24 protein-coding genes and 2 other annotated features are annotated in these 24,261 nt (G+C 36.1%); of the genes, 18 read left to right on the forward strand and 6 right to left on the reverse strand.

Translation table 11 applies throughout. The annotated features are described in order from the left end of the window. Nucleotides 1-113 precede the first annotated feature (113 nt). Nucleotides 114-1,010, forward strand: a complete 897-nt coding sequence (locus tag ACUXEY_RS10590; protein WP_461300703.1) for an RCC1 domain-containing protein — start codon at nucleotides 114-116, stop codon at nucleotides 1,008-1,010. A gap of 197 nt (nucleotides 1,011-1,207) precedes the next feature. Next, a complete protein-coding gene (locus ACUXEY_RS10595) occupies nucleotides 1,208-1,408 on the forward strand; it encodes a hypothetical protein (RefSeq protein WP_078420551.1) in 201 nt (66 codons plus the stop codon). 162 nt (nucleotides 1,409-1,570) lie between these two features. Here ACUXEY_RS10595 and msrA read toward each other — a convergent pair whose 3' ends face one another. Beyond that, nucleotides 1,571-2,107, reverse strand: a complete 537-nt coding sequence (gene msrA, locus ACUXEY_RS10600; RefSeq protein WP_461300636.1) for a peptide-methionine (S)-S-oxide reductase MsrA — start codon at nucleotides 2,105-2,107, stop codon at nucleotides 1,571-1,573. A 91-nt stretch (nucleotides 2,108-2,198) separates the two neighbouring features. Next, complete coding sequence (locus ACUXEY_RS10605; RefSeq protein ID WP_098520277.1) at nucleotides 2,199-2,957, reverse strand: SDR family oxidoreductase; 759 nt, start codon at nucleotides 2,955-2,957, stop codon at nucleotides 2,199-2,201. Between the two features lie 259 nt (nucleotides 2,958-3,216). Further along, nucleotides 3,217-3,462, forward strand: a binding site (T-box leader). A gap of 67 nt (nucleotides 3,463-3,529) precedes the next feature. Continuing rightward, nucleotides 3,530-3,768: a binding site (T-box leader), on the forward strand. A 151-nt stretch (nucleotides 3,769-3,919) separates the two neighbouring features. On the opposite strand from ACUXEY_RS10605, the gene ilvE reads away from it, so the two are divergent. From ilvE to ilvA, 6 genes are read left to right on the forward strand one after another with little or no spacing between them, the layout of a single operon-like run. Beyond that, the gene (gene ilvE / locus ACUXEY_RS10610) at nucleotides 3,920-4,819 is read left to right on the forward strand and encodes a branched-chain-amino-acid transaminase (protein ID WP_000528138.1); all 900 of its coding nucleotides are present in this window, start codon (nucleotides 3,920-3,922) and stop codon (nucleotides 4,817-4,819) included. 22 nt (nucleotides 4,820-4,841) lie between these two features. Continuing rightward, complete coding sequence (gene ilvB / locus ACUXEY_RS10615; RefSeq protein ID WP_461300637.1) at nucleotides 4,842-6,554, forward strand: acetolactate synthase large subunit; 1,713 nt, start codon at nucleotides 4,842-4,844, stop codon at nucleotides 6,552-6,554. Beyond that, the gene (locus ACUXEY_RS10620; RefSeq protein ID WP_000019916.1) at nucleotides 6,551-6,781 is read left to right on the forward strand and encodes an ACT domain-containing protein; all 231 of its coding nucleotides are present in this window, start codon (nucleotides 6,551-6,553) and stop codon (nucleotides 6,779-6,781) included. The genes ilvB and ACUXEY_RS10620 overlap by 4 nt, the downstream gene beginning before the upstream one ends. A gap of 14 nt (nucleotides 6,782-6,795) precedes the next feature. Further along, on the forward strand, nucleotides 6,796-7,803 hold the full coding sequence (gene ilvC / locus ACUXEY_RS10625) for a ketol-acid reductoisomerase (protein ID WP_461300638.1): 1,008 nt from the start codon (nucleotides 6,796-6,798) through the stop codon (nucleotides 7,801-7,803). A gap of 46 nt (nucleotides 7,804-7,849) precedes the next feature. Then, nucleotides 7,850-9,523: a dihydroxy-acid dehydratase gene (gene ilvD / locus ACUXEY_RS10630; protein WP_461300639.1), complete on the forward strand. Its 1,674-nt coding sequence runs from the start codon at nucleotides 7,850-7,852 to the stop codon at nucleotides 9,521-9,523. Nucleotides 9,524-9,554: 31 nt separating this feature from the next. Continuing rightward, the gene (gene ilvA, locus ACUXEY_RS10635; protein WP_461300640.1) at nucleotides 9,555-10,817 is read left to right on the forward strand and encodes a threonine ammonia-lyase IlvA; all 1,263 of its coding nucleotides are present in this window, start codon (nucleotides 9,555-9,557) and stop codon (nucleotides 10,815-10,817) included. Nucleotides 10,818-10,896: 79 nt separating this feature from the next. Here the strand turns inward: ilvA and ACUXEY_RS10640 are convergent, their stop codons facing one another. Together ACUXEY_RS10640 and ACUXEY_RS10645 are read right to left on the reverse strand one after the other, a co-directional pair. After that, complete coding sequence (locus ACUXEY_RS10640; protein WP_327923223.1) at nucleotides 10,897-11,124, reverse strand: hypothetical protein; 228 nt, start codon at nucleotides 11,122-11,124, stop codon at nucleotides 10,897-10,899. A gap of 52 nt (nucleotides 11,125-11,176) precedes the next feature. Continuing rightward, a complete protein-coding gene (locus ACUXEY_RS10645) occupies nucleotides 11,177-12,280 on the reverse strand; it encodes a CapA family protein (RefSeq protein ID WP_461300641.1) in 1,104 nt (367 codons plus the stop codon). Between the two features lie 217 nt (nucleotides 12,281-12,497). Between ACUXEY_RS10645 and ACUXEY_RS10650 the strand changes: the two genes are divergently transcribed. The 3 genes from ACUXEY_RS10650 to ACUXEY_RS10660 all read left to right on the forward strand — a co-directional run bounded on the left by ACUXEY_RS10650 (nucleotide 12,498) and on the right by ACUXEY_RS10660 (nucleotide 15,464). Continuing rightward, nucleotides 12,498-13,214, forward strand: a complete 717-nt coding sequence (locus ACUXEY_RS10650; RefSeq protein ID WP_166702516.1) for a DUF554 domain-containing protein — start codon at nucleotides 12,498-12,500, stop codon at nucleotides 13,212-13,214. Between the two features lie 18 nt (nucleotides 13,215-13,232). Then, nucleotides 13,233-14,084: a GNAT family N-acetyltransferase gene (locus ACUXEY_RS10655; protein WP_461300642.1), complete on the forward strand. Its 852-nt coding sequence runs from the start codon at nucleotides 13,233-13,235 to the stop codon at nucleotides 14,082-14,084. 165 nt (nucleotides 14,085-14,249) lie between these two features. Further along, nucleotides 14,250-15,464 (forward strand): multidrug efflux MFS transporter, encoded by a 1,215-nt coding sequence (locus ACUXEY_RS10660; RefSeq protein ID WP_461300643.1) that lies wholly within the window; start codon nucleotides 14,250-14,252, stop codon nucleotides 15,462-15,464. Between the two features lie 54 nt (nucleotides 15,465-15,518). Here ACUXEY_RS10660 and ACUXEY_RS10665 read toward each other — a convergent pair whose 3' ends face one another. Further along, on the reverse strand, nucleotides 15,519-16,280 hold the full coding sequence (locus ACUXEY_RS10665; RefSeq protein WP_461300644.1) for a DODA-type extradiol aromatic ring-opening family dioxygenase: 762 nt from the start codon (nucleotides 16,278-16,280) through the stop codon (nucleotides 15,519-15,521). Between the two features lie 205 nt (nucleotides 16,281-16,485). Between ACUXEY_RS10665 and ACUXEY_RS10670 the strand changes: the two genes are divergently transcribed. Together ACUXEY_RS10670 and ACUXEY_RS10675 are read left to right on the forward strand one after the other, a co-directional pair. Beyond that, nucleotides 16,486-17,409, forward strand: coding sequence for an alpha/beta hydrolase (locus ACUXEY_RS10670; RefSeq protein ID WP_461300645.1), 924 nt, complete (start codon nucleotides 16,486-16,488; stop codon nucleotides 17,407-17,409). Nucleotides 17,410-17,463: 54 nt separating this feature from the next. Then, the gene (locus tag ACUXEY_RS10675) at nucleotides 17,464-18,069 is read left to right on the forward strand and encodes a pentapeptide repeat-containing protein (protein ID WP_166702526.1); all 606 of its coding nucleotides are present in this window, start codon (nucleotides 17,464-17,466) and stop codon (nucleotides 18,067-18,069) included. Between the two features lie 53 nt (nucleotides 18,070-18,122). Here ACUXEY_RS10675 and ACUXEY_RS10680 read toward each other — a convergent pair whose 3' ends face one another. Then, complete coding sequence (locus tag ACUXEY_RS10680; RefSeq protein WP_461300704.1) at nucleotides 18,123-19,043, reverse strand: serine hydrolase domain-containing protein; 921 nt, start codon at nucleotides 19,041-19,043, stop codon at nucleotides 18,123-18,125. A 403-nt stretch (nucleotides 19,044-19,446) separates the two neighbouring features. Here ACUXEY_RS10680 and ACUXEY_RS10685 point away from each other — a divergent pair, with 403 nt between their 5' ends. The 5 genes from ACUXEY_RS10685 to ACUXEY_RS10705 all read left to right on the forward strand — a co-directional run bounded on the left by ACUXEY_RS10685 (nucleotide 19,447) and on the right by ACUXEY_RS10705 (nucleotide 24,158). Then, nucleotides 19,447-20,091, forward strand: a complete 645-nt coding sequence (locus ACUXEY_RS10685) for a LytTR family DNA-binding domain-containing protein (protein ID WP_461300646.1) — start codon at nucleotides 19,447-19,449, stop codon at nucleotides 20,089-20,091. A gap of 128 nt (nucleotides 20,092-20,219) precedes the next feature. Next, nucleotides 20,220-21,734, forward strand: a complete 1,515-nt coding sequence (locus ACUXEY_RS10690) for an acetyl-CoA hydrolase/transferase family protein (RefSeq protein ID WP_429602929.1) — start codon at nucleotides 20,220-20,222, stop codon at nucleotides 21,732-21,734. A 214-nt stretch (nucleotides 21,735-21,948) separates the two neighbouring features. Beyond that, nucleotides 21,949-22,392 (forward strand): GNAT family N-acetyltransferase, encoded by a 444-nt coding sequence (locus tag ACUXEY_RS10695; RefSeq protein WP_429602927.1) that lies wholly within the window; start codon nucleotides 21,949-21,951, stop codon nucleotides 22,390-22,392. A gap of 27 nt (nucleotides 22,393-22,419) precedes the next feature. Continuing rightward, a complete protein-coding gene (locus ACUXEY_RS10700; RefSeq protein ID WP_429602926.1) occupies nucleotides 22,420-22,779 on the forward strand; it encodes a YunG family protein in 360 nt (119 codons plus the stop codon). A 53-nt stretch (nucleotides 22,780-22,832) separates the two neighbouring features. Then, nucleotides 22,833-24,158 carry a bifunctional S-methyl-5'-thioadenosine deaminase/S-adenosylhomocysteine deaminase gene (locus ACUXEY_RS10705; RefSeq protein ID WP_461300647.1) on the forward strand — a complete coding sequence of 442 codons (1,326 nt, stop codon included), beginning with the start codon at nucleotides 22,833-22,835 and terminating at the stop codon, nucleotides 24,156-24,158. Nucleotides 24,159-24,261 lie beyond the last annotated feature (103 nt).

Genomic DNA, 24,261 nt, shown 5'->3' on the forward strand with positions numbered 1-24,261 from the left:
ATGTATCACTCTTTATTATTTATGACTTTTTACGATTTAGGTCTTGATAATGAAATAAAGTTTGATAAAAGATATATATTTCGAAACAGTTGCTTATTTTGAAGGAGGTAAATATGAATTATATTTCACCGAAAGAAGAAATGTTAAAAGTGAAACAGTGGCCTAAAGATACGATAGCAGCGGGTTGTGGTCATACCGTTGCTCTTAAATCGGATGGCACGGTAGTAGCAGTAGGGCGAAATAAAGAAGGAGAATGCAATGTAAGCGGATGGTGTGATATGGAAGCAGTCGCAGCGGGCAATGTTCATATGGCGATGAACACAGGGAATGCTCATACAATTGCTCTGAAATGTGATAATACTGTGGAAGCGATGGGGTGGAATAAGCATGAACAATGTGATGTGAACGACTGGCATAATATTGTATCGGTTGCGGCGGGATGGCGTCGTACCATTGGTCTTAAACCAGATGGCACGGTAATAGCGGTGGGGCGAAATAAAGAAGGAGAATGTAATATAAGTAGCTGGAGAAATATTGTGGCAGTCACGGCGGGTGACTGGCATACAGTCGGTCTTAAATTGGACGGCGCAGTGACGGCAGTGGGGAATAATCGATATGGCCAATGCAATGTAAGTGGATGGCGTGGTATGGTGGAGTTGGCGGCAGGTTACCTTCATACTGTTGGTTTGAAATCGGATGGCAAAGTGATGGCGGTGGGTAATAATAAACTTGGTCAATGCGATGTAGGCAGATGGAAAGATATTATGGCAATAGCAGCTGGTACGAATCATACAATCGGACTTAAATCAGATGGTACCGTGGTGGCAGTTGGCTGGAATGAGTATGGTCAATGTAATGTAAGTGATTGGCGCGATATTGTAGCGATAGCGGCTGGTTGTGCGCATACGGTCGGTCTTAATTTAGATGGCACCGTGGTTGCAGTAGGTGATAATACATACGGTCAATGCGATGTAGGTAGGTGGCGCAACATCCGATTGCCTGGCAAATAGTTAATGTACAACAAATCATTAGTAATATTATTCTATTTTAGGAGTAATTATGGAATAGAACATATACATAAGAATCTCTTTTCAAAAGGGATTCTTATTCTTTTTCCGTAAAATGAGTGTCTAAATAGAATTTTTAAACAAGCTTTATTTCAAAGCTACAGTAGAAGAGATAAATAAAGCATAGGAGAGCTGAAGAAATGCTTAAAAAGTTTTTGCTTTCTTTACCGGATGTTTTACTTGTATGCGTTGTTCTCTACATAACATACACAACTACTTTTAGTTTTGGACAGATGTTAGTAATTTCAATTGCAATCGGAATTATTGGTGGTCTTGTTATAAGAATTTGTACGGATGTATTCACGTATATAAGGTGGACCATTAAACAGAGGAAATCTTGAATATATTGATAGCTATTAGAAGGAGAGGAAATGAATAAGAAAAAGAGTAGAGTGAAAAATGAAATCATACTTTGGATATTGACAGCGGTTGTTCTCATTATTGCATGGTACTTTTTTCAAAGATAAAAATGCATCGTACTTAAAAGGTACGATGCATTTTTATTATTTTTCTTGCCAATTTTCTTTTATAAAGTCTTCACGGCCAGATTCTTTTTGCTCAGTAGCATATTTCTCTGGGTTCTTTTTATAGAAATGTTGATGGTATTCTTCAGCTTCATAAAAAGGTGCGGCCAGGCGAATTTCAGTTACGATTGGCTCTTTAAACATATCGCTTTCTGCAAGAGCTTGTTTTGATTTTTCAGCAAGCTCTTTTTGCGTTTCGTTATGATAAAAAATAGCAGTGCGATAAGAGGGACCGCGGTCAAAGAATTGTCCGCCATCATCAGTTGGATCGATTTGTGGCCAATATAAATCTAGTAATTTTTCATATGGAAAAATAGAAGGATCGAATGTAATTTGTACAACTTCTAAATGACCAGATGTACCAGCTTTTACTTGTTCATATGTTGGGTTTTCTACATGACCACCTGCATAGCCAGAAAGTACTTTATGAATACCAGGAAGTTCATCAAATGGCTTTACCATGCACCAAAAGCAACCGCCTGCGAAGGTTGCGAGTTCGTATGTTTTTTCGGACATTATTGTAATCCTCCTAAATATATATGTTTTATATAGTATTATACAATCTTTTTTATTGCGCAATAAAAAAGATTTGAAAATATATGCTTTTTTATAAACAAGAGCCTCCGCTAACATCAATTAATTGTCCAGTAACCCAGCGGCTGTCTGGAGAAGCGAGGAATGCGGCGGTATCGGCAATATCTTCTACTTCACCTAAGCGATTAAAAGCGGAAATAGTAGTGGCGTACTGTCTCATCATTGGATCGCTCAAGAGTTCTGCATTCATATCTGTTTTAATAAATCCAGGAAGTATTGCATTCACTGTTATTCCCCGTGATCCGAGCTGTTTTGCTAATGTGAAAGTCATTGTATTAATAGCGCCTTTCGTCATACTATAGGCAACGAAATCAGGTAAAGAAATACGAGTGGCAGCGGATGAAATATTAATAATTCGGCTATTATCACGTAAACGAGATAGGGCTTGTTGGATGATAAAAAATGGTGCTTTAGCATTTACTGAAACCATTCTATCAAAAAATTGTTCAGTCGTTTCTTCAATAAAAGCCCCAGGACCAATTCCAGCGTTGTTTATTAAAATATCAAATTTAGTATCACCAGTTCTTTTTTGTAATTCGTTATCTAAAGAACTATAAAGGGTCTCTACACCATGTAAAGATTCAAGATTTGCACCGATAGAAAAAGCTGATCCGCCATTTGATTGAATTTCATAAACAGTTTCTTCAGCATCTTCTTTTCGATTTCCGTAATGGATAGCAACTAATGCACCGTCGTTTGCTAAACGTTTTGCAATAGCACGTCCAATTCCTCGGCTTGCTCCTGTAACTAATGCCACTTTTCCTTTTAACATAGTTTTCTCATCTCCTCATAAAATTTTATATGTTATTAAGTTATTTTTCTTTATGTAGTAATGCGAACATACTTAAGTAATATATGAGTATGTGTAAGAAGTTCATTCCGATTTTGTTTTGAGAAAAAATAAATAGACTTCTCTTAAATTGATTGAATTTTATTTTTTTTAGAAAAACATGTTGACAATGTAAAGAACAACGTCCTATAATACGTTTAACAAATAAAAGTCAATTAAGAATTTTCTAACTTCATATGTTACATATGCAAAGAAGAGGAAAGTAGATGGTTATGATCGTTTCAGAGAGCTGCTCCTAGGCTGTGAGAGTAGTCACAATCGAATCATTGAAGATCACCTCGGAGCATCGCTTGCGAAAGGGAAACTGAGTAGAGGGCGACGGCATCGTCTCCGGTAAAAGGACGGGGGTCTAATTGGACCTACAAAGCTTATATTTCGCGAGAAGTATAAGGAAGCTGAGTGGTACCGCGAAACTCTCGCCTCAGCAATCAAAGCTACTAAATTGTAGTAGTTGATTGCTGAGGCGAGAGTTTTTATTTTAAAATATCGAATAAGAGAATGCGTAGAAGAGGAGAGTAAATGATAAAAATTGTTTCAGAGAGCCGCCCAGAAGCTGTGAAGGTGGTAACAATTTAATCATTGAAGATCACCTCGGAGCACTACTTTTGAAACTAGTAAAAAGTAGCGGAGTTGTTTCCGATAGAAAAACAAAAGTCTAATTGGACTTGCAGAGCTTATATTTCGTGAGAAGTGTAAGGAAGCTGAGTGGTACCGCGATTCCCTCGTCTCAGCAATGGATTGCTACAAGTATGTAAGTAATCGATTGTTGAGACGAGTATATTTTTAACATTTATATACTGAATATTCTGTTAAAATATTCATCTCAGCAATCGATATAGAAATAGATTGCAAAAATAGAGAGAAAAAAAGAGGAGCGATGTGAGATGGGAAACCAGTACATTTATATGAATGGGGAGTTTGTAGAAAAGGAAAAGGCAGTTGTTTCAGTATATGATCACGGTTTTTTATACGGAGACGGTGTATTTGAGGGGATTCGTAGTTACGGTGGAAATGTATTTTGTTTAAAAGAACATGTAAAACGATTATATGAATCGGCAAAATCTATTTTACTTACAATCCCATTGACGGTTGAAGAAATGGAAGAAGCGGTTTTACAAACGTTGCAAAAAAATGAGTATGCGGATGCCTACATTCGGTTAATTGTCTCAAGAGGAAAAGGTGACTTAGGGCTCGATCCTAGAAGTTGTGTGAAACCGAGCGTTATTATCATTGCAGAACAATTAAAGTTATTCCCTCAGGAATTTTACGATAATGGATTAAGCGTTGTATCTGTTGCATCAAGACGCAACACGCCAGATGCATTGGACCCACGAATTAAGTCAATGAACTACTTAAATAACGTACTTGTAAAAATTGAAGCGGCGCAAGCAGGAGTGCTAGAGGCACTTATGTTAAATCAACAAGGATATGTTTGTGAAGGATCTGGAGATAATGTTTTCGTTGTGAAAGATGGAAAGGTGTTAACACCTCCTTCGTATTTAGGAGCGTTAGAAGGTATTACGAGAAATAGTGTTATTGAGCTATGTGAGCGACTTCATATTCCGTGTGAGGAAAGACCCTTTACTCGCCATGACGTATATGTAGCAGATGAAGTGTTTTTAACAGGAACGGCAGCAGAATTAATTCCAGTTGTAAAAGTTGATTCAAGAGAAATTGGAGATGGGAAACCAGGAAGTGTAACGAAACAATTAACAGAGGAATTTAAAAAGTTAACGAGAGAAAGAGGAGTACGTGTTCCAGGACTGGCGGAAAGCTTAATGTAGGTAGGGAGAGGAGTTAATTGAAATGGAGCAGTATACAACACGTGAGAAATTACAGTGTGAAGAAGTGACAGGTGCTGGACACGTTATTCAATGTTTGAAAAAATTAGGCGTAACGACTGTTTTCGGTTATCCGGGCGGAGCGATTTTGCCAGTATACGATGCGTTATACGGAAGTGGATTGAAGCACGTTTTAACTCGTCATGAACAAGCTGCCATTCATGCGGCAGAAGGATATGCGAGAGCTTCTGGAAAGGTCGGGGTAGTCTTTGCTACCTCTGGCCCAGGGGCGACAAATTTAGTTACGGGTTTAGCAGATGCTTATATGGATTCGATTCCTTTAGTTGTCATTACAGGGCAAGTTGCAAAACCTCTCATCGGAAAAGACGGATTTCAAGAAGCAGATGTTGTCGGGATTACAGTACCTGTTACGAAGCATAATTATCAAGTTCGTGATGTGAATCATTTGTCACGCATTGTACAAGAAGCTTTTTACATCGCCGAAAGCGGGCGGCCAGGACCAGTATTAATTGATATTCCAAAAGATGTTCAAAATGAAAATGTAACAAGTTTTTATAATGAAGTAATTGAGATTCCAGGATACAAAATAGAGCCTATGCCAGACAGTATAAAGCTTAGAGAAGTAGCTAAAGAAATTTCAAAAGCTAAACGCCCACTTCTTTATATTGGAGGAGGTGTTATTCATTCGGGTGGATCTGATGAACTCATCAAATTTGCGAGGGAGCATCGTATTCCTGTCGTTTCCACTTTAATGGGACTGGGTGCATATCCGCCGGGAGATTCGTTGTTTTTAGGAATGCTTGGTATGCATGGAACGTACGCTGCAAATATGGCTGTAACAGAATGTGATCTACTACTTGCTTTAGGTGTTCGCTTCGATGATCGTGTAACAGGAAAATTAGAACTTTTTTCTCTGCATTCGAAAAAGGTACATATTGATATAGATTCTTCGGAGTTCCATAAAAATGTAACTGTGGAATATCCGGTTGTTGGAGATGTGAAAAATGCGTTACATATGTTGTTACATATGCCGATTGATACACAGACAGATGAATGGCTTACGAAAATCGAGGGATGGAAAGAGGAATACCCTCTTTCCTACAACCAAAAAGAAAGGGAGTTAAAACCACAGCATGTTATTAGTCTAGTAAGTGAATTAACGAACGGTGAAGCGATTGTTACGACAGAAGTAGGACAGCATCAAATGTGGGCTGCGCATTTTTATAAAGCGAAAAATCCACGGACTTTTCTAACGTCTGGCGGACTAGGAACGATGGGGTTTGGGTTCCCGGCGGCAGTTGGTGCTCAGCTTGCAAAAGAAGAAGAACTCGTCATTTGTATTGCAGGCGATGCTTCTTTTCAAATGAACATTCAAGAATTGCAAACAATTGCTGAAAATAATATTCCTGTAAAAGTATTTATTATAAATAACAAATTTTTAGGGATGGTAAGGCAATGGCAAGAAATGTTTTATGAAAATCGTTTATCGGAATCAAAAATTGGATCACCAGACTTTGTGAAAGTAGCAGAAGCTTATGGAGTGAAGGGATTAAGAGCGACAAATTCAACAGAGGCGAAACAAGTGATGTTAGAAGCATTTGCTCATGAAGGTCCTGTCGTAGTTGATTTTTGTGTAGAAGAAGGTGAAAACGTATTTCCGATGGTTCCACCAAACAAAGGGAATAACGAAATGATTATGAAGAGGTGGGAAGAATGAGTCATACTTTTTCACTCGTTATTCATAACGAGCCAAGCGTCTTATTACGTATAAGTGGGATTTTTGCTCGGCGTGGTTATTATATTTCTTCTTTACATTTAAACGAAAGAGATACTAGTGGCGTCTCTGAAATGAAACTCACAGCAGTTTGTACTGAAAATGAAGCGACATTACTTGTTAGTCAGTTGAAAAAATTAATTGATGTACTGCAAGTAAATAAATTATAAGGAGTGTATGGAATATGAAAACGTATTATGAGAAAGATGCAAATTTAGAGTTACTACAAGGGAAAACAGTTGCGGTAATTGGTTATGGGTCTCAAGGTCATGCGCAGGCACAAAATTTACGTGATTCCGGTGTAGAAGTTGTAGTTGGTGTTAGACCTGGTAAATCGTATGAAGTAGCAAAAGCAGATGGATTTGAAGTAATGTCTGTTTCAGAAGCAGTTCGAACCGCGCAAGTCGTACAAATGTTATTGCCGGATGAACAGCAAGCACATGTGTATAAAGCAGAAGTAGAAGAGAATCTTCGTGAAGGACAAATGTTACTTTTCTCACATGGATTCAATATTCACTTCGGACAAATTAATCCGCCAAGTTACGTAGATGTAGCGATGGTCGCGCCAAAAAGTCCAGGTCATCTCGTTCGCCGTGTATTCCAAGAAGGAAATGGTGTTCCGGCATTAGTCGCAGTGCATCAAGATGCAACAGGCACAGCATTAAGTGTAGCACTTGCGTATGCAAAAGGAGTAGGGTGTACACGTGCAGGGGTAATTGAAACGACATTCCAAGAAGAAACAGAGACGGATTTATTCGGTGAGCAAGCTGTGCTTTGCGGCGGTGTAACGGCACTTGTGAAAGCGGGTTTTGAAACATTAACCGAAGGCGGATATCGACCTGAAATTGCATACTTTGAATGTTTACATGAATTAAAGTTAATTGTTGATTTAATGTATGAAGGCGGTTTAACGAACATGCGCCATTCTATTTCCGATACGGCTGAGTTCGGAGATTATGTAACCGGATCGAGAATTGTTACAGATGAAACGAAGAAGGAAATGAAGCGTGTTCTGACAGAAATTCAGCAAGGTGAATTCGCGAAGAAATGGATTTTAGAAAATCAAGCGGGACGTCCAACGTATAATGCGATGAAAAAAGCAGAGCAAACTCATCAGTTAGAAAAAGTAGGAGCAGAGCTTCGTGAAATGATGAGCTGGATTCATGCACCGAAAGAATTAGTAAAGAAATAGAGTAAGTGATTGTAAGTGAAAAATACGTAAGAGGGGATTTGACAAGATGAGAAGTGACATGATTAAAAAAGGTTTTGATAAAGCACCGCACCGTAGTTTATTAAAAGCAACTGGTTTGAAAGATGAAGATTTTGATAAACCGTTTATAGCTATCTGTAATTCTTTTATTGAAATTATTCCAGGTCATAAGCACTTAAATGAGTTTGGAAAACTTGTTAAAGAAGCAGTGCGTGCAGCAGGTATGGTTCCATTTGAATTTAATACAATTGGAGTAGATGACGGTATTGCGATGGGGCATATCGGTATGCGTTACTCGCTTCCGAGTCGCGAAATCATTGCAGATTCAGTAGAAACGGTTGTAAATGCACATTGGTTTGATGGCATGATCTGTATTCCAAACTGTGACAAAATTACACCTGGTATGATGATGGCTGCACTTCGTATTAACATTCCAACTGTGTTTGTTTCAGGTGGCCCGATGGCGGCTGGAAAAACATCTAAAGGAGAAGTTGTCGATTTAAGTTCTGTTTTTGAAGGAGTAGGAGCCTATCAATCTGGGAAAATTTCAGAAGAAGAATTAAAGGATATTGAAGATCATGGCTGTCCATCTTGTGGTTCTTGTTCCGGTATGTTTACAGCGAATTCTATGAACTGTTTATGTGAAGTGTTAGGTTTAGCTCTTCCGGGTAACGGAAGTATTTTAGCCATCGATCCAAGACGCGAAGAATTAATTAAACAAGCAGCAGAAAAATTAAAGATTTTAATTGAAAGAGATATTAAACCGAGAGATATTGTAACGGAAGAAGCCATTGATGATGCGTTCGCGCTTGATATGGCAATGGGCGGTTCTACGAATACAGTATTGCACACATTAGCTCTCGCGCAAGAGGCGGGTTTAGATTACGATATGAACCGCATTGATGCCGTTTCAAGACGTGTACCACATTTATGTAAAGTAAGTCCTGCTTCCAATTGGCATATGGAAGATATTGATCGTGCAGGCGGGATTAGTGCAATTTTGAAAGAGATGAGCCGAAAAGAAGGGGTACTTCATTTAGATCGTATTACCGCTACTGGGCAAACGTTAAGAGAAAATATTGCTCATGCAGAGATTAAAGATAAGGAAGTGATTCATTCTCTCGAAAACCCTCATAGTGAAGAAGGGGGATTACGTATATTAAAAGGAAACCTTGCGAAAGACGGAGCAGTTATTAAAAGCGGGGCAACTGAAGTAAAACGATTTGAAGGACCTTGCGTTATTTTTAATTCACAAGATGAGGCGCTTGCGGGCATTATGCTTGGTAAGGTTAAGAAAGGGGATGTAGTTGTTATTCGTTATGAAGGACCAAGAGGCGGCCCTGGTATGCCAGAAATGTTAGCACCAACGTCAGCGATTGCTGGTATGGGATTAGGTGCAGATGTTGCACTATTAACAGATGGTCGTTTTTCGGGTGCTTCACGTGGTATTTCAGTAGGGCATATTTCGCCAGAAGCAGCTGCGGGTGGAACGATTGCACTTCTTGAACAAGGAGATATCGTTTGTATCGATGTTGAGGAAAGATTGTTAGAAGTAAGAGTTAGTGACGAAGAATTAGATAAGCGTAAAAAAGAATGGAAACGACCAGAAGCGAAAGTGAAAACTGGCTGGCTTGGACGTTATGCACAGATGGTAACATCGGCGAATACAGGTGCAGTTCTAAAAATCCCGAATTTTGATTGAGCCAATTTAAAAGAGATAAGGATGATATATAATGGTGCAGAAGGTAAAGGAGAGAGTGAAAATTGAAGATATCTTAATGGCTCATAATTGCATGAAAGATATCGTTATAAAAACACCGTTACAACGTGATACAGTTCTATCTGAGAAATATGATTGTGAAGTTTATGTAAAACGAGAAGACTTACAATTGATTCGCTCTTTTAAAATTCGTGGTGCGTACAATTTAATTCAAAGTTTATCAAAAGAACAATTACAAAACGGTGTTGTATGCGCGAGCGCTGGTAATCATGCGCAAGGAGTTGCTTACACGTGTAATTTATTGAAGATTCCGTCAAAAATTTTCATGCCAACAACAACACCTAAGCAAAAAGTATCACAAGTACAATTTTTCGGTGGTGATTTTGCAGAAATTGTATTAGTAGGTGATACATTTGATAGCTCTTTCCAAGAAGCACAGCGCTATTGTGAAGAAAATAGAATGACGTTCGTTCATCCGTTTGATGATCCGTATGTAATTGCTGGTCAAGGGACAGTTGCAGTTGAAATTATGCATGATATGGAGAAACCAGTGGATTATATCTTTACAGCAATTGGCGGTGGTGGATTAGCATCAGGTGTTGGTACATATGTGAAAGGTGTTAGTCCTGCTACAAAGATCATTGGTGTAGAGCCAATGGGAGCTGCATCTATGAAAGAGGCTTTTCTTCAAAATGAAAATGTCACATTAGAGAAAATAGATAGTTTTGTTGATGGGGCAGCTGTTAAAAAGGTAGGGAAGTTAACATTTGAAACTTGTAAAGATGTAATTGATGATATTGTTTTAGTACCAGAGGGAAAGGTTTGTACGACGATTTTAGAACTGTATAAGAAAAATGCAATTGTAGCTGAACCGGCTGGTGCACTATCTATTGCAGCGCTTGATTTATACAGAGATGAAATTAAAGGTAAAACAGTTGTATGCACATTAAGTGGTGGAAATAATGATATTGATAGAATGCAAGAAATGAAAGAACGATCTCTTATTTACGAAGGGTTAAAACATTATTTCATCATTGAATTCCCGCAACGTTCAGGTGCGTTAAGAGAATTTCTTGATAAAGGATTAGGGCCAGAAGATGATATTACGCGCTTTGAGTATATTAAGAAACATAATAAGGAAAATGGTCCAGCATTAGTCGGAGTAGAGTTAAAACATAAAGAAGATTACGAGCAGTTAATTATCCGTTTTAAAGAAAATAACATTCAATTTATGGAGCTTAATAAAAATCCTGTTTTGTTTGATTTGCTTATTTAATAGAAGGAAAGGGTTAGCACCAAAATAAAAAAGATAGATACAAGCGGGGAAATATAATGCTTGTTCTATCTTTTTATAGTTAAACTAGATATTCATTAAATTCAAGAAGAATAAAGCTAGCTAACCAAAAAAATATCGCAATACGAATAATTACATACATAGTAAATTCAAAGGGAGAAAGGTTTCTCTCTCGCTTTATTTTTTTTAATAGTCTCACAGAATAAAAGGAACATAAAAGCAGGATTGCTATAGAAATTTTATAGATATTTTCTAAGAGATTTATATTTTCTAATAAGTCTTTTAGCATATTCATCACCTATTCTCTAATGTATGTTACAGAGAAATAGATCTTGCGTTGTTTAGTTTCGTTTGTTTTTTATGTTCCCTGTATCATCAATTTCTACATCAGTTGAAATCGTTTGTAAATATTGTAGAGCTTTTCTCTTTTCCTCCTCATTTACAGGGGAGATTTGGTTGTTGCGAATGATGTAAGGATTGAATGACATTTGGACATCCTTTCCTTTAAAAGTTAAAGTTAATACGCCAGTTTCGGCGCTTTTCCCGCTCACGTAACTTGGGAATAAAAAGTTTCCTAATGAGTAAGCGATAGGAACTTTATTATAATACTCAAATCCTTGAAGCCAATGTGGGTGACTTCCGACAATCGCGTCAGCTCCTGCTTCAACCATTTTAGGAACATATTGTTTTTGGTATTCTACTGGACGATTTGACTTCTCAACGCCCCAATGCATATAGACAATTAAATAGTCTGCATCTTTCTTTTGCTCTTTAATTGTTTTTGTTACGAGATTTAAATCATATCCGTTCGCAACACCAGGTTTATTGTCGCTAGCTACCCAATTCGTATCAGGCATAAATCGAACGAAGGAAAGAAATTTGAACTTTTTCCCTTTTACGGTCATTTCTCGTGCTGTATATGCATCTTTTGCATTTTTTCCGGCTCCAATGTAAGGGAACTTTAATTTTTCTACGTGAGAAATTGTGTCTAATAATCCATCTTGCCCATAATCAAGTGTATGGTTATTCCCAATATTTACGATATCATATCCAGTGTTTTTTATCGCTTTAAGCGTGGATGGATCGCTTTTAATCCAAAACAGTTGTCCAGGAGCTTTCTTTTCTCTCGTTGTAAATGCTGATTCTAAATTAACGAAAGAAATATCAGCTTTTGTTATTTCTTCTTTTACATGTTGGAATGGATAATCAGCCCCGTTTTTTTCGATTACAGGACGTAATTGCCAATCGAACATAGTATCACCAGAGAAGGTGAGTGTAATTTCCGGGTCTTCTAATTTCTTTTCATTTGTTGAAGCGGTTTTACTAGATTTGTTTTGCAAATCGGGTTTGTCTTTCGCTTTTGAAGTAAAAGAGTAGTTAACTAATAAAACAATTGGTGTAATGCAAAAGGCTATTAACAGAAATCGTTTTAGTAAAGTGTTCATAAATACCTTCCCTTTTGAATTTATACCGCAATTTGTGGGCAATAAAACTCACGTTAATTAAAGTTTCACATTATGTATAACTATAAAAAATTGCGGTTTATGTTGTGAAAAAACGTTTGTTAATATTCTCAATATTAAGTTAACATATAGATAACCTGTAAATCAATGAATAAACCAAAATATAGAAATAAAGAATTCGAAGGGTGAAGAATGAGAAATGGTTATATTAGGAGCAGTTGTAAATGGGATTTGTATTATATGTGGTACTTTACTAGGTAAATTATTTAGTAGAATTCCAGAAAGTATGAAGGGAACAATTATGCATGCAATCGGTTTAGCGGTTACTGTGCTTGGACTTCAAATGGCATTGAAAAGTGAAAATTTTCTTGTTGTCATACTAAGTTTAGTAATTGGTACCGTCATCGGGGAATGGCTACAATTAGAGGGAAAGCTAAAACAGTTAGGAGATTGGCTAGAAAATAAAGTTGGATCGAAAGGGAAAGGGAGCATATCAGAAGGTTTTGTAACGGCTACTTTAATTTTTGCAATTGGTGCGATGGGGATACTTGGTGCACTCGACAGCGGCATTCGCGGCAATCATGATATTTTATTTACAAAGGCGATTATCGATGGATTTATTTCTATTATATTAACGACAACTTTAGGAATTGGTGTAGTATTTTCGGCGATTCCAGTTATTTTATACGAAGGAGGTATTGCGGTTTTTGCAACACAAATTAATAGTTTGGTCCCGAAAGAATTAATGAATCAATTTATAGTGGAAATGACAGCTACAGGTGGTATTATGATAGCCGCTATTGGATTGAACTTACTTGGTATTATTAAAATTAAAGTGGCAAATTTACTGCCAGGTATATTGGTAGTTGGAATAATTGTTTCACTTATTTACGGTTACGGTTTAATAGTAAAGTAATAGGGGGTGGAGATACATATGGAGGAATTTCAATTTACAAAACGTGTTCATAACATATTGCAGATTGCAGCAGAAGAGGCGGAAAATAATATTATTCAACCAACTCATCTGTTTATTGGAATGTGTAAAGAAGGTACTGGAGTTTGCAGCGAGTTGTATATGTATTTGTTTCGTAACGTGGGTACAAATTTTTTAGAAAAACTTTCATCACGAAAACAAGACGATTTAACGGATCAAGATTATAAAAAAATAGGACAATATAAATTATCTTATAAGGTGCTAGAAATTTTACAAATAGCGAAGAAACGTATGGAACGTTTTCAGCAAGTAATGATGAATGAAGGACATGTTATGTATGCACTATTTCGCGCGGATACGTTTATTGAAAGTGCACAAATACAAAAAGATATATTACATATTATAGCTGAGCCAAGAGATTTAGCGGTCGATTTAAAATCTTTTGTTCCTACTTATAATGATTTAACTTGTACTGTTAGAAAGGCTAACCTTTCTGATTTTAAAAAATTAGCATGTTTTGTTAATGAGGAATTTGGTGAACGTTGGTTACATTCAATAGAATATGGATTTCGTACCTATAAAGAAAATGTACCTATTTATATAGCAGAACGAGAAGAAATGATAGTAGGTTTCGTTTGCTATGATGTAGTGAGAGGAAAGAAAGGATTGTTTGGTCCAATGGGCACAGCGAAAGAAAATCGTGTGAAAGGTGTAGGGAGGCAATTGTTACACCTTTGTTTACAGAGTATGAAGCAAGATGGATATGAATACGCAATTATTGGACAAGCAGGTCCGATTGAGTTTTATGAAAGAAATTGTAATGCTCGTTTAATACCGATAGAGAATAAGTAACCAACTCCAAATAGGGGAGTTGGTTTTTTATGAAAAAATGTAGAGATGTAGTGATTTTTACTGGAAAATAACGGGTTTTGTAGTAAAACTTACAAATAAAGCAAATTACTAAACTTTTTACAAGAAAGGGTGTAGAATGGGTATCTAAAGAAAGAAGGTGTGAAAATGGCCAGCTGGAAACGAAATTTGATGATTTGTTGGCTAGGTTGTTTTACCACTGCAGCCGGTATGAGTTTAGTAATTCCTTTTTTATCTTTTTATATTGAGGAATTAGGAGTAACTGGCACTTCAAGTATTGCACAGTGGTCGGGACTTGCATTTGGTATAACATTTTTAATGGGTGCGATCGTATCACCAATATGGGGGAAACTTGGTGATATACATGGACGGAAATTGATGCTTATTCGTGCGAGCCTAGGTATGGCGATTATTATGACGCTTATGGGGTTTGTAACGGATGTGTATCAACTAGTCGCACTAAGATTTTTAATGGGTGCAGTATCTGGTTTCCTTTCAACGGCGATGACATTTATTGCAGCAGAAACTCCGAAAGAGCATTCAGGTTGGGCAATTTCTACAATTTCAACTGGTGGAGTGAGCGGTTCTTTACTTGGTCCATTACTTGGAGGATATTTGTCTGAGTTAATTGGAATGCGCCATGTTTTTCTTGTTACAGGAGCTTTTTTATTCCTTTCTTTTCTCATCGTTTTTTTCTTCCTACATGAAGAGAATCACTCCGCTCAAGCAAAAAAAGTACAAACGAAAAAAGTATGGACGATGGTTCCAGCGAAGCATTTAATTATTAGTTTGTTTGTAACAACATTTATTATTCAACTTGCTAATATGTCTGTTCAACCAATTGTAACATTGTACGTAAAAAATTTAGTAGGTCCTCAAACTGCACATATTGAAACAATTGCGGGTGCAGTGATGTCAGCGACAGGGTTAGCAGTTATTTTGGCAGCACCAAGACTTGGACGATTATCAGATCAAATTGGTCCTCAAAAAACGTTAGTTGTAGCGTTGTTTGCTGCAGGAATTATTTTTATTCCGCAAGCATTTGTAACCTCAGCTTGGCAACTATTAATTCTTCGATTTTTATTAGGTATTGCACAAGCAGGACTATTACCTTCCGTACAAACTCTACTAAAACAACATACACCAACCCATGTAACGGGAAGAATATTTGGGTATAATCAATCGTTTCAGTTTTTAGGAAATATGATTGGACCAGTACTTGGTGGACAAATTGCAGCGCATGCAGGTTTTCAATATGTTTTCTTCTCTACATCATCACTATTATTTACTGCGTGCATTTGGGTTTATTTTCATAATAAGAACGAAGAAGTATCAGAGAAACGACATTTGGAAGTTAGTTAACTAAGTGAATGAAAAAGAAAAAGGATGAAGCAACGATTGCTTCATCCTTTTTCTTTAAAATTGGAGACAAAGATAACTTAACGTACCAAGCTCGTAACTGCGGTGAATGACTTCACCATTATTTTCACCACTTCCCATAGCGATAAATAAAGGAACAAAATGCTCTGCTCTTGGTACTGCTAATTGTGCGTGAGGGGCCTTGTTCTCCCAATTAAATAATGCATCTTTATCAGTAATCTGCATATGTTTAATAATCCAATCATCAAATTCAATTGCCCATTGTTCGGGTGTCGTTTGATTCCATTTTAAAGCTCGTAAGTTATGAACGGTAACACCGCTCCCGATTACTAAAATATCTTCTTGTCCAAGTCCTTTTAGTGCTTCTCCAATCTTAAATTGCTCTTTTGCAGGAAGGAATGGATTGACTGATATTTGTACGACAGGAATATTTGCTTCTGGATACATACGGTGCAAGAGAGTCCATGAGCCATGATCTAAACCTCTCGTCATATTATGATGGACTGGAATACCTTTGTTTTTAAATTTTGTTTCTAACATAGATGCAATGTTAGAAGAGCCTTTCGCACGATATTTGATTTCGTATAACTCAGGAGGAAAACTTCCAAAATCATAAATTGTTTCATATTCGTTATCTGATGAAGAAATCGTTAATACTTCGCTTTCCCAGTGAGCGGTGAAAATAACAATTGCTTTTGGCTTGTATGTTTCTCCAAGTTTTTTTAAAAAACTTGTATATTCTGTATCTTGAATAGCAAGCATCGGTGATCCGTGTGCTAAAAATAATGATGGCATCATAATAGAAACCTCCCAAAAAATATAATAATTACTTTATGTAAGTAACTATATAATTTTATTTTAAATGCGTCAACATATTAGTTTAAGAGCTAATTAGAAAAGTGAGTCATTTGTCATAATGAAGGCAATTGCATATAATACATAATAAGAATAATGAATGGATATTCATTTTTTGAGATACATAATAGAGTTGGGAGCTGACGAAATGAACGTACAGGAAAGTTTCGTTACGGCAATGGATGAATCGGAAATTTATTTACGTAAGTGGTTACCAGAAGGTGAACCGAAAGGGATTATTCAAATTGCACATGGTATGACAGAACATGCAGGTGTTTATACAGACTTTATTGCTGCTTTATTAGAAGCAGGGTATGGTGTTTATGCACATGATCATAAAGGTCATGGGAAAACGGTGAAAAGAGAAGAAGATTATGGTCATTTTGAACCAAATGTAGGTTGGAGTAAGGCTGTATCTGATGTTATCTTTGTATCTGAAACGATAAGAAAAGAGCAGACATGCCCGTTATTTTTACTTGGACATAGTATGGGTTCTTTTTTATCAAGGGGTGCTGTACAACTGAAAGGTGAATTATATGATGGATTCCTTATTTCAGGGACTGGTGGAAATCCAGGTATTTTAGGAAGTATTGGTCATAAAGTAGCGACAATTGAGATGAAATTACGCGGGGAAAAAACGAAAAGTCCGATGCTAAACTTTTTATCTTTCGGAAACTTCAATTCACACTTTAAACCAAATCGTACAAAATTTGATTGGTTATCTTCAGATAATAATCAAGTAGATAAATATATTGCGGATCCGTTATGTGGATTCATTTGTACGACTAGTTTTTATCGAGAATTATTTTCTGGTGTATTAGAAGTAAATAAACTAGAAGAGTTCAAGAAAACACCGCAAAACCTTCCAATACATATTTTTTCAGGAGATCGTGATCCTGTTGGGGATATGGGGAAAGGTGTAAAGGAAGTATATGAGAATTATAAAATATGTGGTGTGAAAGATGTAACACTGCGTTTATATGAAAATGGAAGACATGAAATGTTCCATGAAGTAAATAGAGATGAAGTATTTCAAGATTTGATTTCTTGGTTAGATGGACATATTGTATGAGAAGAAACCTCACTTTTTGAAGTGAGGTTTCTTTAAGGAGATGGAGGAATAGTTATGAGTGAATTTGTAAATAAAGAATATGTAGAAATAGATTTTCAAGATGTTTTGATTAAAGAAGAGGAATTGAAAAATTGTACTTTCATAAAATGCCGTTTTAGAGGGATAGATGCATCGGAAGTTTCTACTGAAAATTGTAATTTCATAGAATGTGATTTTACCGGTGCTCTTTTTAACGCTTCTATCCATCAAGGAACTACATTTGCAAATTGTAAGTTTGTTGGTGCAAATTTATTCGTATCGAAGTTTGAAGAATGTAAAATGACTGGTTCTGACTTTGAAGAAGCGAATTTAGACGGAATAACTATAATATCGGGTGATTGGTCATATACGAATTTAAGGTTCGCGAACTTAAGTAAACAAATGTTAAAAGGTATACGTTTAATTGAAGCTGATTTATATGAATGTAATTTAGAAAAAGCAGATTTACGTGAAGCGGATTTAACCGGTGCACAATTAGGTAAGGCGAAACTTAGCGGTGCAAATTTAAAAGGAGCGATAGTTGATAGAATTGACTTTACAAGTTTTGATTTAAAAAATGTGAAATTAGATATAGCGCAGGCAGTTGCAGTAGCAAGATGTTATGGTGCTAAGGTGAACTAAATTGTTTGTAAAACCGTTCAAAAATTTGAACGGTTTTACAAATTATAATAGAATTAAAAATTACTATCTATATAAGAAGCTATTTCATTAGCAAGAGTCGATGTTAATGGTGTAGATACATTGCTTAAAATGATGATTGTAGCCTCTTTGTCAATTAATCGTAAATAGGAGGATGTAAAGCCGTTAATTCCGCCGTGATGAAATATAAGTTTATTATTTTTTTCAGTCATAGCAATATTCCAACCGTAACCATATCCGTAAGATTCTGCAGTAAGCATACAAGATGTCATCCTACTTGATAAGAAGCAATTTTCTTTTAGTGCCTTATCAAATTTATATAAATCTTCGGCTGTAGAAACTAATCCACCGGCTGAATATGAATTAGACATATGAATAAATGATGCGTTCTGTAGGCCGTGATTTGGATGTAACTCATAGCCAGTTGCTTTATGTTTTTGAATAGTGTGATTCAAATCAATATTTGTGTTCATTATAGAGATTGGATAGAAAATTTTCTTTTTAAGAAATTCCTCATAAGAAATTCCACTTATAACTTCAATAATTTTTCCTAATATAATATAACCCGAATTCGAATAATTGAATTTTTCACCAGGGCTAGATTCAAAGGGGCATGCAATAACCCATTGTATTAGTTCATCTGGTGTTCGAGGTCGACAAGATTGCGATAAAAAATCATGTTGAGCAGTAATATTACCAACTCCAGCAGTATGATTTAGTAAATGCTTGATCATAATTTGATTTCCTTTTGGGAAATCGGGAATAAATTGATCTAATGTATCATGTAGCTGTAATTTTTTCTCTTCCACAAGCATTAAAATTGAAACTGCTGTAAAGATTTTAGTTATTGATCCGATACGAAACTTCGTTGTAGATGTATTAGGTATGTCCCAATTATAATTAGCTTTTCCAAATGACTGCTTATAAAGAGTCTCTTCTTTATGGGCTATTAAAATTGTTCCATTAAATTTTTAGATATTTTTATATAAAAATGAATTGATATATGAGTTTAACAAATTTCAGGCACTCCTTTAAATGTTGGAATATTCGTTACCTGAAATGGAATCCAACGGCATAGGCAATTCCCCCTAAATGAAATGTTTTTTAGAATACTTTTTTATTTTATAATGCAAGTAATATAAGAAGCAAGTTGATTTAAAGTTTATAAAAATAAAGGGTTTTTTATTGCTTGTAGCAATACTTTAGTATTTCATATTTTGAAGGTGGAGAGAAATACTTAAGGAAGTAAGAAAATTGATAGTAATTGAAGCTAGTGAATTAAGTGGACTTGCACTACATGTAAAAGCAACAGCTACCTGTTCATAATAGTAGTATAATAGTAAATGAGGTGTTAATACTATGGAAGATAAAACGTTAGGTATACTACTAGATGTTGTTGGGGAATTATTTTCAGATGAAATATCAATCGCCGTTTCGAATACGGAAGAATATATGTACTATCGGCCAAGTAAACGAATTGATTTAAAGATTAGCGCCGGGGATCCTATTAAGGAAGGAACGATTGCTCATAAAGCAATGGTAACGAGGCAAAAAGCCTCTGAGTTTATTAACCGGGATGTTTTCGGTATTCCTTATCATGGAATGGCCGTACCATTTTCAAATAATGGCAAGATTGAAGGTTGCGTGACGGCGATATATCCTGCTTTAACGGATGGGAAGTCAGTCGTTACTTTAAAAACAACAGACGGATGGGTTCCGGTTCCTTTCTCAAAGGTGAAGTATTTAGAGGCTAAAGATAAAAAGACATATGTGAATTCAGAAGAGTTAACTGGAACACATAAGTACTCTCTACAAGAATTTGAATACTTGCTTCCGAAAGATTCGTTTATTAGATGCCATCGTTCCTTTATTGTAAATGTTAATCATATTAAAGCGATTTATCCAGATACGCATTCTACTTTTGTACTTTCTATGGATAACGGAGAGAGGGTACCAGTGAGTCAATCATACGCTAGTTATTTTCGCAAGCTTCTAGGATTCTAAATTTTTTCTGCTTTAGAACCTAGATTCGCTGTTTTATCTGAATTTTCGGCATTATATACAAAAATCCCTATTTTGATGGTGTTAATGTGTAAAATAATTATGAATATTCATTAGGAGAGGGATTACATATGGAGAATAATTTGGATAGAATTAGGGATCAACGATTAAAAGATCGAGTAGTTACACCTGAAGAAGCAGCTTCATGGATTGAAAGTGGAATGACTTTAGGTTTAAGTGGATTTACACGTGCTGGGGATGTAAAAGCAGTCCCGTTTGCACTTGTAAATCGAGTTAAGAATGATAAATCTTTTAAAGTAAATGTTTATACAGGGGCGTCCTTAGGTTCGGATGTAGATAAATTATTTGCTGAGGCAGGAATTTTAGGAAAAAGATTGCCTTTCCAAGCCGATGCGACTATGCGAAAAGGAATTAATAACGGAGACTTTTTATTTGTAGATCAGCACTTATCTCATACAGCAGAGTTACTTCGTGCTGACGTTATGGATATAGATGTCGCTATTTTGGAAGCGGTTGCGATTACTGAAGATGGAATGATTATTCCAACGACTTCAATTGGAAATTCATTAGCATTCTCCTTAAATGCTAAGTCCATTATTATTGAAATGAATATGGCTCAATCAACGCAACTAGAGGGGCTACATGATTTATATGAACCAGGTAAACAAGGGGAAAGACTTCCAATTCCGCTCGTAAAAACGGATGATCGAATTGGAACAATTGGTATCCCGATTGATGCTGAAAAAGTGAAGGGGATTGTGTTTACGAATCAACTGGATTCGCCATCGACAATTGTTCCTCCAGATGAAGAAACTGTTATTATGGCACAACATTTAATAGAGTTCCTTCGAGAAGAAGTTAAAGTAGGCCGATTAACAAATCGTTTAGCGCCGTTACAATCTGGTATTGGTTCAGTTGCTAATGCAGTATTGCACGGCATGCTAGATTCTGAGTTTGAAGATTTAGAAGTGTATTCTGAAGTTTTACAAGATGCGGTCTTTGATCTAATGGACGCTGGGAAAGTTAATTTTGCTTCTTGCTGCTCGATCACGCTTTCTGAAGAGAAAATGCAACAAGTATTTTCTAACTTTGAAAAATATCGTGACAAATTAATGATGCGCCCGCAAGAGATTTCTAATCACCCTGAAATCATTCGCCGCCTTGGATTGATCTCGATTAATACTGCTTTAGAATTAGATATATACGGAAATGTTAACTCTACTCACGTTTTAGGCACAAAAATGATGAATGGTATTGGTGGTTCTGGTGATTTTGCGAGAAATGCACGCCTAGCTATCTTTGTTACGAAATCGATTGCAAAAGGTGGTAACATTTCAAGTATCGTTCCTTTCGTTTCGCATGTAGACCATACGGAGCACGATGTAGATGTTATCGTCACTGAACAAGGATATGCGGACTTAAGAGGACTAGCGCCAAGAGAAAGAGTGGAGCTAATTATTGAGAATTGCGCACATCCAATGTATCGTAACCAGCTAAGAGTTTATTTCGAAGAAGCACAAACAAGAGGTGGACAAACCCCTCATGTTTTAGAAAAAGCTTTTTCTTGGCATACGAATTATGCTAAAAATGGAACAATGCTTGAAGCAGTAGTAGAAACCGTATAGAAGTGTAAAAATGCTTCTCAATATAATATGCCATAAAGGTTAAAAGAAAAAGAACGCCAATTTTCAGGAATGGCGTTCTTTTTCTTTTAAAAAATTGTTACCTATTATGAAGAATTATAAAAGTAAGCTCTTATCTAAGAAAATAAAAGGTTTTTTAAATTACTTTTTCGAATCAGTTTAATAGTTTACATATTGAAGGTGAGGAGAAAGGATCATGAAGATAAGAAAAGCGTTATTAAGCGAAGCAGATGAACTAAGTGAACTCGCACTATATTCAAAAGCAACGTGGAACTATAGTGAAGAATTCATACTTGCTTGTAAGGAAGATTTAACAATTACCGTTGAGTACATAAAAAATAATTTTGTATATGTTTTAGAAAACGATAATACGAAGATTGGTTTTTTCTCATTTTTACGTAACGATAAAGCTCTCGATTTCTTATACATTCATCCTCGTTACAAAGGAAAGGGGTATGGGAAAATAATGTGGAAGTTTGTAATAGAGCAAGCAAATGAACTAGGAATAAAAAGCTTTACAATTGATAGTGATCCGAATGCAAAAGGGTTTTACTTGAAAATGGGAGCGAAGTTAATAGGAGAGACACCATCAACGGTTTTTAAGGGCCGATTACTGCCCCTTTTGAAATATGATGTGTAAAACAATTAATAGTAGGAGAAGCTGAGAATGGATCATATAAAGGGAAAAAGAATATATGAAGCACTCATGAAATCTTGGTCGATTGAAACAAGTACAAAGTGGACAAGTGAAAATCCAGCAAAGGGACAGTGTGGTGTAACGGCTTTAGTCGTTCAAGATATAAACGGAGGGAAAATAAAAAAGACAAAAATTGGAAAGGAGTGGCACTTTTATAACTGTATAAATGGACATAGGTTTGATTTTACAGAGTCTCAATTCAATAAAAACCTGAACTATTTGGATGTGGAATCAAATCGGGAAGAAGCGTTTGCAGATACAAATGAAAAACAATATAGCATTTTGAAGGAAAAGATAATGAAAGAATTGAAATTATCTTTTGACTCTTAATCTTTAATAAGTTACTATAATGGTGGTAACTTATTAAAGGGAACTTCATAGAGTTGAAAGGGGAAATACTTTTGAAAACAACTTATGTAAACGCTACAATCGTAACGATGAATGAACAAAACGAAGTGATAGAAAATGGATATATCATTGTAGAAAATGATCAAATTATAGATGTAAAGAGCGGAGAATTCGCTAATGATTTTGAAGTAAATGAAGTAATTGACATGAAAGGAAAGTGGGTATTACCAGGGCTTGTAAATACACATACACACGTTGTAATGAGTCTCTTAAGAGGTATTGGCGATGATATGTTATTACAGCCGTGGCTTGAGACGAGAATTTGGCCACTTGAAAGTCAGTTTACTCCAGAGCTTGCGGTCGCTAGTACGGAATTAGGATTACTTGAAATGGTGAAAAGTGGTACAACATCATTCTCTGATATGTTTAATCCAATTGGAGTAGATCAAGATGCAATTATGGAAACGGTATCAAAGAGTGGAATGCGAGCTGCTGTTTCAAGAACTTTATTTAGCTTCGGAACGGAAGACGATGAAAAGAAAGCAATTGAAGAAGCTGAAAAATATGTGAAGCGTTACCATAACGAAAGTGGTATGTTAACTACGATGGTTGCACCTCATAGTCCATATACATGTTCCACAGAACTATTAGAAGAATGCGCACGTATTGCAGTAGAAAATCAAACGATGGTTCATATTCATCTTTCAGAAACAGAGCGTGAAGTACGTGATATTGAAGCGCAATACGGAAAACGTCCAGTAGAATATGCAGCAAGTTGTGGATTGTTTAAACGCCCAACAGTTATTGCACACGGTGTAGTATTAAATGAAAATGAACGTGCTTTTTTAGCAGAACATGATGTTCGAGTAGCTCATAACCCGAATAGTAATTTAAAACTAGGTTCTGGTATAGCAAATGTAAAAGCGATGCTAGAAGCAGGAATGAAAGTAGGAATTGCAACAGATAGTGTGGCATCTAACAATAATTTAGATATGTTTGAAGAAATGCGCATTGCAACATTATTACAAAAAGGTATTCATCAAGATGCAACAGCATTACCAGTTGAAACTGCTCTTACACTTGCGACTAAAGGAGCTGCTGAAGTAATCGGCATGAAACAAACAGGATCACTTGAGGTTGGAAAGTGTGCCGATTTTATTACGATTGACCCATCTAATAAGCCGCATTTACAACCAGCAGATGAAGTATTATCGCATCTTGTGTATGCTGCTAGTGGAAAAGATATTAGCGATGTAATTATTAACGGAAAGCGTGTCGTTTGGAATGGTGAATGTAAAACGTTAGATGAAGAGCGTATTATATTTGAAGCGAGTCGTTATAAACGAGGTTTGCAAAGATAGATATTTGAAAAAGCTATCCTTTTTTAAAGGATAGCTTTTTTTCTTGAACGAATAAATATTCAACAGAATGTCGCATCTTTCTGTTCATATTTCTGCTATAATA

Source organism: Bacillus sp. F9_6S_D1_P_5 (assembly GCF_054823925.1).

Coding starts and splice junctions, on each gene's coding strand:
- ACUXEY_RS10660 (WP_461300643.1), top strand. CDS start 14,250: ATGGCCAGCTGGAAACGAAATTTGATGATTTGTTGGCTAGGTTGTTTT.
- ACUXEY_RS10620 (WP_000019916.1), top strand. CDS start 6,551: ATGAGTCATACTTTTTCACTCGTTATTCATAACGAGCCAAGCGTCTTA.
- ACUXEY_RS10595 (WP_078420551.1), top strand. CDS start 1,208: ATGCTTAAAAAGTTTTTGCTTTCTTTACCGGATGTTTTACTTGTATGC.
- ilvC (WP_461300638.1), top strand. CDS start 6,796: ATGAAAACGTATTATGAGAAAGATGCAAATTTAGAGTTACTACAAGGG.
- msrA (WP_461300636.1), bottom strand. CDS start 2,107: ATGTCCGAAAAAACATACGAACTCGCAACCTTCGCAGGCGGTTGCTTT.
- ACUXEY_RS10590 (WP_461300703.1), top strand. CDS start 114: ATGAATTATATTTCACCGAAAGAAGAAATGTTAAAAGTGAAACAGTGG.
- ilvE (WP_000528138.1), top strand. CDS start 3,920: ATGGGAAACCAGTACATTTATATGAATGGGGAGTTTGTAGAAAAGGAA.
- ACUXEY_RS10675 (WP_166702526.1), top strand. CDS start 17,464: ATGAGTGAATTTGTAAATAAAGAATATGTAGAAATAGATTTTCAAGAT.
- ACUXEY_RS10650 (WP_166702516.1), top strand. CDS start 12,498: ATGGTTATATTAGGAGCAGTTGTAAATGGGATTTGTATTATATGTGGT.
- ACUXEY_RS10685 (WP_461300646.1), top strand. CDS start 19,447: ATGGAAGATAAAACGTTAGGTATACTACTAGATGTTGTTGGGGAATTA.
- ilvA (WP_461300640.1), top strand. CDS start 9,555: ATGGTGCAGAAGGTAAAGGAGAGAGTGAAAATTGAAGATATCTTAATG.
- ACUXEY_RS10700 (WP_429602926.1), top strand. CDS start 22,420: ATGGATCATATAAAGGGAAAAAGAATATATGAAGCACTCATGAAATCT.
- ilvB (WP_461300637.1), top strand. CDS start 4,842: ATGGAGCAGTATACAACACGTGAGAAATTACAGTGTGAAGAAGTGACA.
- ACUXEY_RS10695 (WP_429602927.1), top strand. CDS start 21,949: ATGAAGATAAGAAAAGCGTTATTAAGCGAAGCAGATGAACTAAGTGAA.
- ACUXEY_RS10655 (WP_461300642.1), top strand. CDS start 13,233: ATGGAGGAATTTCAATTTACAAAACGTGTTCATAACATATTGCAGATT.
- ACUXEY_RS10665 (WP_461300644.1), bottom strand. CDS start 16,280: ATGATGCCATCATTATTTTTAGCACACGGATCACCGATGCTTGCTATT.
- ACUXEY_RS10645 (WP_461300641.1), bottom strand. CDS start 12,280: ATGAACACTTTACTAAAACGATTTCTGTTAATAGCCTTTTGCATTACA.
- ACUXEY_RS10640 (WP_327923223.1), bottom strand. CDS start 11,124: ATGCTAAAAGACTTATTAGAAAATATAAATCTCTTAGAAAATATCTAT.
- ACUXEY_RS10670 (WP_461300645.1), top strand. CDS start 16,486: ATGAACGTACAGGAAAGTTTCGTTACGGCAATGGATGAATCGGAAATT.
- ilvD (WP_461300639.1), top strand. CDS start 7,850: ATGAGAAGTGACATGATTAAAAAAGGTTTTGATAAAGCACCGCACCGT.
- ACUXEY_RS10605 (WP_098520277.1), bottom strand. CDS start 2,957: ATGTTAAAAGGAAAAGTGGCATTAGTTACAGGAGCAAGCCGAGGAATT.
- ACUXEY_RS10690 (WP_429602929.1), top strand. CDS start 20,220: ATGGAGAATAATTTGGATAGAATTAGGGATCAACGATTAAAAGATCGA.